We start from the raw sequence: 8,592 nt of genomic DNA, 5'->3' as shown, positions 1-8,592 counted from the left end.
TACAATGCCGCCCCTCATCATAAGCCAAGAGATCCGGCCCATGAAGCTCAACCCCAATCAGAACGAAGCGGTCAAGTATGTCTCCGGCCCTTGCCTGGTGCTGGCGGGTGCCGGATCGGGCAAGACCCGCGTCATCACCAACAAGATTGCCTATCTGGTGCAGCAGTGCGGCTACAGTGCGCGCAACATCGCTGCGGTCACCTTTACCAACAAGGCGGCGCGGGAGATGAAGGAGCGGGTCGGCCAGACCCTGGGACGTAAGGAGGCGCGGGGGCTGATGGTCTCCACCTTCCATACACTGGGTCTCGATATCATTCGTCGTGAGCACAAGAGCCTGAATCTCAAGGCCAACTTCTCCCTGTTCGATGACACCGACCAGCTGGCGCTGCTGAAAGAATTGACTGAAGACGAGCTCGACAACGACAAGGACAAGCTCTCGGCCCTTATCAGCCAAATCTCCAACTGGAAGAACGACCTTATCCTGCCCGCCCGTGCCATGCGCATCGCCCGCGGGCCGGAAGAGGTGCTGATGGCCCAGCTCTACGAGCGCTATCACCGCCAGATGGTGGCCTATAACGCGCTGGATTTTGACGACCTCATCGTGATGCCGACCCTGCTGCTCAAGAGCAATCAGGAGGTGCGTGAGCGCTGGCAGAACAAGATCCGCTATCTGCTGGTCGATGAGTACCAAGACACCAACACCAGCCAGTACGAGCTGGTGAAGCAGATCGTCGGCGAGCGTGCCCGTTTTACCGTGGTAGGGGACGATGACCAGTCCATCTACTCCTGGCGCGGTGCCAAGCCGCAGAATCTGGTGCTGCTGAGTGAAGATTTCCCCAGCCTCAAGCTGATCAAGCTGGAGCAGAACTACCGCTCCAAGCGGCGGATCCTCAAGTGCGCCAACATCCTGATCGCCAACAACCCGCACGTCTATGACAAGGCGCTCTTCTCCGAGTTGGATGAAGGGGTGAAGCTCAAGGTACTGTTCGCCAAGAACGAGGAGCACGAAGCGGAGCGGATCGCTGCCGAGATGATGGGCCACAAGTTTATGAACCGCACCCGGTTCAAGGATTACGCCATCCTCTATCGGGGCAACCATCAGTCGCGCATCTTCGAGAAGGCGCTGATGACCAACCGGATCCCTTACCGTATCTCCGGCGGCACCTCGTTTTTCTCCCGTACCGAGATCAAGGACATCATGGCCTACCTCAAGCTGCTGGTGAATCCGGATGAGGACACTGCCTTCCTGCGGGTGGTCAACCTGCCGCGACGCGAGATCGGCCCCACCACCCTCGAAAAGCTTGGCCAATACGCCAACCAGCGCGGCAAGAGCCTGTTTGCCGCCAGCTTCGAGCTGGGGCTGGAACAGCACCTCTCCGGCCGTGGCCTGACGGCTTTGCAGGCCTTTACCAACTGGCTGGTTCGCCTTGGTGATCAGGCGCTGCGCGGCAATCCGGTGGAGGCGGTGCGGGACATGATCAAGGAGATCCACTATGAAGAGTGGCTCTACGAGACCTCCCCCAGCCCGAAAGCGGCCGAAATGCGGATGCAGAACGTCTCCACTCTCTATCGCTGGATTACCGAGATGCTGGAAGGGGATGAGCTGGAGGAGTCGATGACGCTGGCTCAGGTGGTCACTCGACTCACCCTGCGCGATATGATGGAGCGCAATGAGGGGGAAGATGATGCGGATCAGGTGCAGTTGATGACCTTGCATGCCTCCAAGGGGCTGGAGTTCCCCTATGTCTACATGGTGGGGATGGAGGAGGGCTTGCTCCCCCACCAGACCAGCATCGATGAAGACAACGTCGAGGAGGAGCGGCGTCTCGCCTACGTGGGCATTACCCGGGCCCAGACCGAGCTGACCTTTACCCTCTGCAAGGAGCGGCGCCAGTTTGGCGAGTCGGTACGGCCAGAGCCGAGCCGCTTCCTGCTGGAGCTGCCGCAGGATGACCTTGAATGGGAAAACCAGAAGAAGGTGACTGCCGAGGAGCGCCAGCAGAAGGGGCAGATGGCGGTGGCCAATCTGCGCGCCATGTTCAAGAAAGATTAGGAGGTTGCGTTGCCGGGGGATAGCAGTGGAATGATGTCTGCTCCCGGCATGGGGGGAGATATATAGCGTCCTTGCCCCATCCGGCAGCCGATATCTATCAGCTTCTGTAACTGCTGCTGGTTCTCAATGCCTTCAACCACAAGGGTGTAATCGAGATCCTGACAGATATCCCGCATGGCGCGGATCAGCGCCAGATCTTTGGGGGACTGCAGCATCCGCTGGGTAAAGCTGTCATCCACCTTGATGTAATCTACCGGGAAATGGAACAGGGCGTTGAGGGAGGAGAAGCCGGTACCAAAGTCGTCCAGGCTGATCTGAATGCCCTTGGCACGCAGTTCATGCAGGGAGGCCAGCGCATCGGAATCCTGCCGCGACAGCTCCCGCTCGTTGAATTCAAAGATCAGATAGCCTGGTGCTATCCCCTCCTCATCGATAATGTCCACCAACCGCATGATGTGATCATGGTTGACCAGATGTTTGCCGGAGAGGTTGATGGCGACCTTGAACTTGCTCTGGCCCGAGATCGGAAGCCACACTTTCAGTTGCTGGCAGGTGTGGCGCAGGATCTGATAATCCAGCTCCAGAATCAGGCCACATTGCTCCGCCAGCGGAATAAAGTCGAATGCATCCTTCAGAATTCCCTCTTCGGTCAGCCAGCGCGCCATCACCTCCAGACCGGTCAGGCGGCTATCCTGTAGCCGGATCACCGGTTGGTAGTAGGGGACGATACGCCCTTCCCGCAGGGCCCGAGCCAGCATCTCTTCCGGCGAATTCCAGTTCTGGTTGATGCAATCATCCGAGTAGCTGACGATGCGGCTGCGGCCATTGCGTTTGGCCTGGTACATGGCCAGATCGGCCTGGTGGAGTAACTGGCTGATATCCGATGTCTGTTCGGACACACTCGATACCCCTAGGCTGACGGTAATACTCAGCTCATTGCCAAGCAGCCGGAACGGATAGGAGAGGCGGCTGATGATACGGTTGAGCACCGGGCTGATGTCATCTTCATGTTTGCTGCTATCGAGATAGATGACGAACTCGTCGCCCCCCAATCTGGCCACCATATCGTTTTGCCGGATGCAGGTCTGCAGGCGGCGGCTTACCTCCTTGAGCAGCTGATCACCAGCACTGTGGCCCAGGGTGTCATTGATCTGCTTGAAGTGATCCACATCGATGAAGATCACCGCAAACCCCGGTGACTTGTAGCGGTTGTAGTGGGTCATGGCTTGATTGAGGTGGTTCATCAACAGCGCCCGGTTCGGTAGCTGGGTCAGCGGGTCGTGAAGCGCATCGAATTGCAGCCGCCGTTCCAGCTCCTGATGCTGCTTGAGCTGCTTTTGCAGCCTGAGGTTGGTCTGACGCAGCTGTTGCAGCCGCTGGTTGATGGAGTCTTCACTATTGATGTCGTTAAGCTGCTGGCGGATCCGCTTCAGCTCCAACAGCAGGGTGAGCTGACCACGCAGGAAGTCGAGAAACAGCTTGTCGTCTGTCTCCAGCGGTTGCGCGGTGCTGATGATGAAGTGGGCGAAGTACTGTTGTTGCAGCCGTAGCGGCATGCTGTGCCAGTAGGTTGCCTCCCTGTTGACCTCGATATTGCTGGTGCTGTGGCACAAACCGCTGATGAATTCGTCGCTTTGACGAGGATGTGCGGGATAAATCTTCTCAAGCGTATGGCTGTGGAGCCTGACCAGCAGCATATCCTCAATGGCGAGCATCTGGCGCAGCACCGCCTCCAGCTGGGAGAAGAGCGCCTGACCGGGCAGGGTGTTGGCCAGTCGCATGATGCGGCTGATGCTCTCGATTTTCTTTTTCCAGTTCGGGTCTTTGCGGATCAGCGGCGAAGGCAGCTCGGTGAGATGGGAGCCCGCTTGGGTTTCGGTCAGCCGCTTGGATAGACACTCCAGCAGCAGGCGTAATGTGGGCAGGTCGGATGGTTCGCCGCGAGCCAGCAGCCACTGCACCTGACCATGTTCGATAGGAAAGACGCACCACCCTTCGGCCTCATCGAGCTGGGTGAGCTGATCGGTGATGCGGGACTGCTCCCGCCCCAGTTGTTGCTTGAAGGTATCGCTGATTTTGTAGGCGTAGAGCCAGTTCAGACCACTGTCGGAGAGGCCCAGCATGCCGAAATGCTGCAACGGGCAGAGCTGGTTTATCTGCTTTATCAGATCATCATAATCGCTGCTCTGCGCTGTAGGGGGAGCCGGAAAATCCATAATGGCAGAGACCAACGCCAGCAGAGGAGTTGAGTAGTGGGATTCGGTGGAATGGGGCGACATGAGCAACTCCCGACTATGCCTACCCTACAAGAGTAGTCGGAAGCCGATAGATTGAAAGGGCCGCAATTGCGGCCCTTTCAAATACTTAGAGGTTGTCAGTCATGTAGTGGATGGCGTTTTCAATCTCTTCATCACTACAGTTCGCACAGGTGCCGCGCGGAGGCATCATGCCGGACTTGCCGGTAAAGCCTTCAATGGCATGTTTCTTGAGAGTATCAATGCCTTGGGCGATGCGAGGATCCCAGGCTGCCTTGTCACCCCGTTTGGGGGCACCGGCGGCGCCGGTGTCGTGACAGGCAAAGCAGGCGCCCTTGTATACCGTTTCGCCATCGCGGGGACCGGAAGAGGCGGTCGCAGCAGGTGCAGCACCCGCGCCGGCAATACCTTCCAGATCCTTGGCGGTATAGACCTGACCGATCGGTTTGATCCGCTCGGCAATAGCCTCCGGTGACATCTCATCGGCAGCAAGCACTGCCCCAGACAAGCTGGCGGCCGTCATCCCGACAGCCAGCAAATAGCTCAGTTTTTTCAACACGCTCATATACTCCCAGCAGTCTTTTATTATCCATGTAAACGACGGGATTATAACCGAATAGTTACAGCCATTTAAACGCTTGTGTGTGAAGTGTTAAACACTCTGCGTACAAAGTTTTGGGCGATATCACGGCAATTCTGGTGGTGGAGATAAAAAGAAACCCGGCATTCGCCGGGTTTCGAGTAACCAAAGGGTGAAAAGGGTTATTTATCCCAGCTCAGGATCACCTTGCCGGAGTGGCCGGAGCGCATCGCATCGAACCCCTGCTGGAATTCGTCGATGTGGAATCTGTGGGTGATGATGGGGGAGAGATCCAGCCCGGACTGGATCAGGCTGGCCATCTTGTACCAGGTCTCGAACATCTCGCGGCCATAGATCCCTTTGATAAACAGCCCCTTGAAGATCACCTTGTTCCAGTCGATGGCCATGGTAGAGGGGGGAATGCCGAGCATGGCGATCTTGCCGCCATGGTTCATCTTGTCGAGCATCTCCTGGAAGGCGCTCGGGATGCCGGACATCTCCAGCCCCACGTCGAAGCCTTCGGTCATGCCCAGCTCGCTCATCACGTCGGCCAGCTTCTCCTTGGCCACGTTGACCGCGCGGGTGGCGCCCATCTTGCGGGCCAGCTCCAGCCGGTATTCGTTGACGTCGGTGATCACCACGTGGCGCGCACCCACATGGCGGCAGACGGCGGCGGCCATGATGCCGATGGGGCCCGCCCCGGTGATGAGCACATCCTCACCCACCAGATCGAAGGAGAGGGCGGTGTGCACCGCATTGCCAAACGGGTCGAAGATGGCGGCCAGCTCGTCCGGGATGTTGTCCGGCAGCTTGAAGGCGTTGAATGCGGGGATCACCAGATATTCGGCGAAGGCCCCCGGCCGGTTGACGCCCACACCTGTGGTGTTGCGACAGAGGTGGGTGCGGCCAGCGCGGCAGTTGCGGCAGTGGCCACAGGTGATGTGGCCTTCACCGGAGACGCGATCGCCGATGGCGAAGCCGCGCACCTCCTGACCGATGGCGACCACTTCGCCGACATATTCGTGGCCGACCACCATGGGTACCGGAATGGTCTTCTGGGACCACTCGTCCCAGTTGTAGATATGGATATCGGTGCCGCAGATGGCGGTTTTGCGGATCTTGATCAGCAGGTCGTTGTGGCCGAGCTCGGGGGCCGGCACATCCGTCATCCAGATGCCGACCTCTTTGTGCAGTTTGGAGAGTGCTTTCATGGCTGTTCCTTCAATATGAATGCAGAAAAAAGGGGCTGCAGCCCCTTGATTCAAATCAGATAACGCCGAGTTCACGGCCGATGCGGATAAAGGCGTCGATCGCCTTGTCCAGTTGTTCGCGGGTATGGGCGGCAGACATCTGGGTGCGAATGCGTGCCTGACCCTTAGGTACGACCGGGAAGGAGAAACCCACCACATAGATGCCAGCTGCCAGCATGCGGCTTGCCATTTCGGAGGCCAGTTTGGCATCCCCCAGCATCACCGGAATGATGGCGTGGTCGGCGCCTGCCAGAGTGAAACCGGCAGCGCTCATCCGCTCGCGGAAGTAACGGCTGTTCTCTTTCAGACGTGCGCGCAGGTCGTGACCTTCCGCCAGCATGTCGATCACCTTGATAGTTGCGGCAACGATGGAGGGGGCCAGCGAGTTGGAGAAGAGGTAAGGGCGGGAGCGCTGACGCAGCCAGTCGATCACCTCTTTCTTACCGGAGGTATAGCCGCCGGATGCGCCGCCGAGCGCCTTGCCCAGGGTGCCGGTGATGATGTCGACCCGATCCATCACGCCGCAATATTCGTGGGTGCCACGACCATTCTCGCCGATAAAGCCAACGGCGTGGGAGTCATCCACCATCACCAGCGCATCGTATTTGTCCGCCAGATCGCAGATGGATTTGAGGTCGGCGATGACCCCATCCATGGAGAAGACGCCGTCGGTGGCGATCAGCTTGAAGCGGGCGCCATCGGCGTCAGCCTGCTTGAGCTGGGCTTCCAGCTCGGCCATGTCGTTGTTGGCGTAGCGATAACGCTTGGCCTTGCACAGCCGCACGCCGTCGATGATGGAGGCGTGGTTGAGGGCATCGGAGATGATGGCATCTTCGGCGCCGAACAGGGTCTCGAACAGACCGCCATTGGCATCGAAACAGGAGGAGTAGAGGATGGTGTCTTCGGTGCAGAGGAAGGCAGACATCTTCTGCTCCAGCGCTTTATGCTGGTCCTGGGTGCCACAGATGAAGCGCACCGAGGCCATGCCGAAGCCGTGGCTGTCGAGTCCCTGATGGGCGGCAGCGATCAGATCCGGGTGGTTGGCCAGCCCCAGATAGTTGTTGGCACAGAAGTTCAGTACCTGCTCACCGCCGACGGCGATGCTGGCCTGCTGGGCGGAGGTGATGATGCGCTCCTGCTTGTACAACCCTTCAGCTTGCACCTGGTTCAGTTGCTCGGTCAGGTGACGATAGAATCCGTTAGACATCCTCGATCCTTAGTGGCTATTTCAGCTGCGTATCAACAGAGGGCGACATTTTACTGCAATCTGTTGCGGTAAATTCAAATGATTGTGCTGATATTCAACAAATGTGAAACAGATCTCACCCAGCTGGTTGGGCCAGCAGGCGGTAGTGCTGCTCCAGCTGCTGGATCTGTCCGGCCACCTGGGGTTGCACATAGGGGCGCAGCAGGAACAGCACCTTCAACACGCCCTGATAGAGCAACGGTTTGGTGATGCGGGTGTTGGGGGCCTGGGCAATCTGGAACGGGATCCAGCAGGTCACCACCATCTTGATGGTCTGGCCCAGATCCGGCAGGTCTTCATCGCTGACATCGATAATGCCGCCTTCGCGCAGGCTTCTGAGCAGCGCGACCACGGAAGAACGCATCTGCTCCTGGGCCTTGAGGTACTTCTGTTGCAGCGGTTCGTCACGGCTCAGGATGTCCGGCAGGTTGGCGTAGAAGAAGCGGAACTGCCACATCAGATAGAAGATGGCATCGAGATAGCCCATCAGATCCTGCAGGGTGATTTCACGGTTGCGGGTCGGCACGAAGCTCTCGCTCAGGTGACGAGCATACTGGTCGAAGATGGAGTGGATGATGTCTTCTTTATTGCGGAAGTGGTAGTAGAGGTTGCCCGGGCTGATACCCATGTGCGCCGCAATGTGGTTGGTGGTGATGTTGCGTTCACCCTGATCGTTGAACAGCTCGGTCGCGCTGTGAATGATCCTGTCTCTGGTTTTCATCACTCATTCCTCCAACAGGTTCCGCTCGGGGCAGTTTTGAACAAGGTCGAATCCCCGGACGGCCCGTGATAAACTTTTCGGCAATTTCAAATTGGCTCACTATACACAGCTTTAACAAGCAGTCACATGTAGCCATCAACGTACGAGAGGCAAACTCCATGATCGTAGTAACTGGCGGTGCTGGCTTTATCGGCAGCAATCTGGTCAAGCAGCTGAACGCTCAAGGACGGACCGATATCGTGGTCATTGATGACCTGACCGACGGCACCAAGTTCGTCAACCTGGTCGATCTGACCATCGCTGACTACATGGACAAAGACGAGTTTCAGGCGCGCATCGTCTCCGGCGACGAGTTTGAAGAGTGGGACAACGGCATCGAGGTGATCTTCCACGAAGGTGCCTGCTCTGCCACCACCGAGTGGAACGGCAAGTTCATCATGGAGGTCAACTACGAGTACTCCAAGGATCTGTTCCACTACTGCATCGA

7 protein-coding genes are annotated in these 8,592 nt (G+C 57.9%); 2 read left to right on the top strand and 5 right to left on the bottom strand.

Going from position 1 to position 8,592, the window contains the following annotated elements; genetic code table 11:
• The first annotated feature begins 40 nt into the window (after nucleotides 1-40).
• Nucleotides 41-2,053, top strand: coding sequence for a DNA helicase Rep (gene rep / locus G5358_RS19010; protein WP_421209184.1), 2,013 nt, complete (start codon nucleotides 41-43; stop codon nucleotides 2,051-2,053).
• On the opposite strand, the gene G5358_RS19005 is transcribed toward rep, so the two are convergent.
• The 5 genes from G5358_RS19005 to G5358_RS18985 form a co-directional block, all read right to left on the bottom strand.
• A complete protein-coding gene (locus G5358_RS19005; protein ID WP_216979758.1) occupies nucleotides 2,050-4,332 on the bottom strand; it encodes a putative bifunctional diguanylate cyclase/phosphodiesterase in 2,283 nt (760 codons plus the stop codon). The genes rep and G5358_RS19005 overlap by 4 nt on opposite strands.
• A gap of 85 nt (nucleotides 4,333-4,417) precedes the next feature.
• Nucleotides 4,418-4,873 carry a c-type cytochrome gene (locus G5358_RS19000; RefSeq protein ID WP_204480583.1) on the bottom strand — a complete coding sequence of 152 codons (456 nt, stop codon included), beginning with the start codon at nucleotides 4,871-4,873 and terminating at the stop codon, nucleotides 4,418-4,420.
• Between the two features lie 197 nt (nucleotides 4,874-5,070).
• Nucleotides 5,071-6,099 (bottom strand): L-threonine 3-dehydrogenase, encoded by a 1,029-nt coding sequence (gene tdh, locus G5358_RS18995; protein ID WP_204480586.1) that lies wholly within the window; start codon nucleotides 6,097-6,099, stop codon nucleotides 5,071-5,073.
• Between the two features lie 55 nt (nucleotides 6,100-6,154).
• The gene (locus G5358_RS18990) at nucleotides 6,155-7,345 is read right to left on the bottom strand and encodes a glycine C-acetyltransferase (RefSeq protein WP_216979756.1); all 1,191 of its coding nucleotides are present in this window, start codon (nucleotides 7,343-7,345) and stop codon (nucleotides 6,155-6,157) included.
• Nucleotides 7,346-7,460: 115 nt separating this feature from the next.
• Complete coding sequence (locus G5358_RS18985; RefSeq protein WP_236767591.1) at nucleotides 7,461-8,105, bottom strand: TetR/AcrR family transcriptional regulator; 645 nt, start codon at nucleotides 8,103-8,105, stop codon at nucleotides 7,461-7,463.
• Between the two features lie 158 nt (nucleotides 8,106-8,263).
• Here G5358_RS18985 and G5358_RS18980 point away from each other — a divergent pair.
• A partial coding sequence (locus G5358_RS18980; RefSeq protein WP_421324705.1) for an NAD-dependent epimerase/dehydratase family protein occupies nucleotides 8,264-8,592 on the top strand: 329 nt, incomplete at its 3' end.

It is taken from the genome of Aeromonas sp. 604176 (assembly GCF_049170755.1).
In the GTDB taxonomy this organism is placed as follows: domain Bacteria; phylum Pseudomonadota; class Gammaproteobacteria; order Enterobacterales; family Aeromonadaceae; genus Aeromonas; species Aeromonas veronii_A.
The sequence above is the reverse complement of the archived record's forward strand: the minus strand, read 5'-3'. Positions and strand labels throughout refer to the sequence as shown.

Bases quoted from the DNA above. Each gene is read 5' to 3' on its own strand.
- rep (WP_421209184.1), top strand. From the start codon at position 41: ATGAAGCTCAACCCCAATCAGAACGAAGCGGTCAAGTATGTCTCCGGC.
- G5358_RS19000 (WP_204480583.1), bottom strand. From the start codon at position 4,873: ATGAGCGTGTTGAAAAAACTGAGCTATTTGCTGGCTGTCGGGATGACG.
- G5358_RS19005 (WP_216979758.1), bottom strand. From the start codon at position 4,332: ATGTCGCCCCATTCCACCGAATCCCACTACTCAACTCCTCTGCTGGCG.
- G5358_RS18990 (WP_216979756.1), bottom strand. From the start codon at position 7,345: ATGTCTAACGGATTCTATCGTCACCTGACCGAGCAACTGAACCAGGTG.
- G5358_RS18985 (WP_236767591.1), bottom strand. From the start codon at position 8,105: ATGAAAACCAGAGACAGGATCATTCACAGCGCGACCGAGCTGTTCAAC.
- tdh (WP_204480586.1), bottom strand. From the start codon at position 6,099: ATGAAAGCACTCTCCAAACTGCACAAAGAGGTCGGCATCTGGATGACG.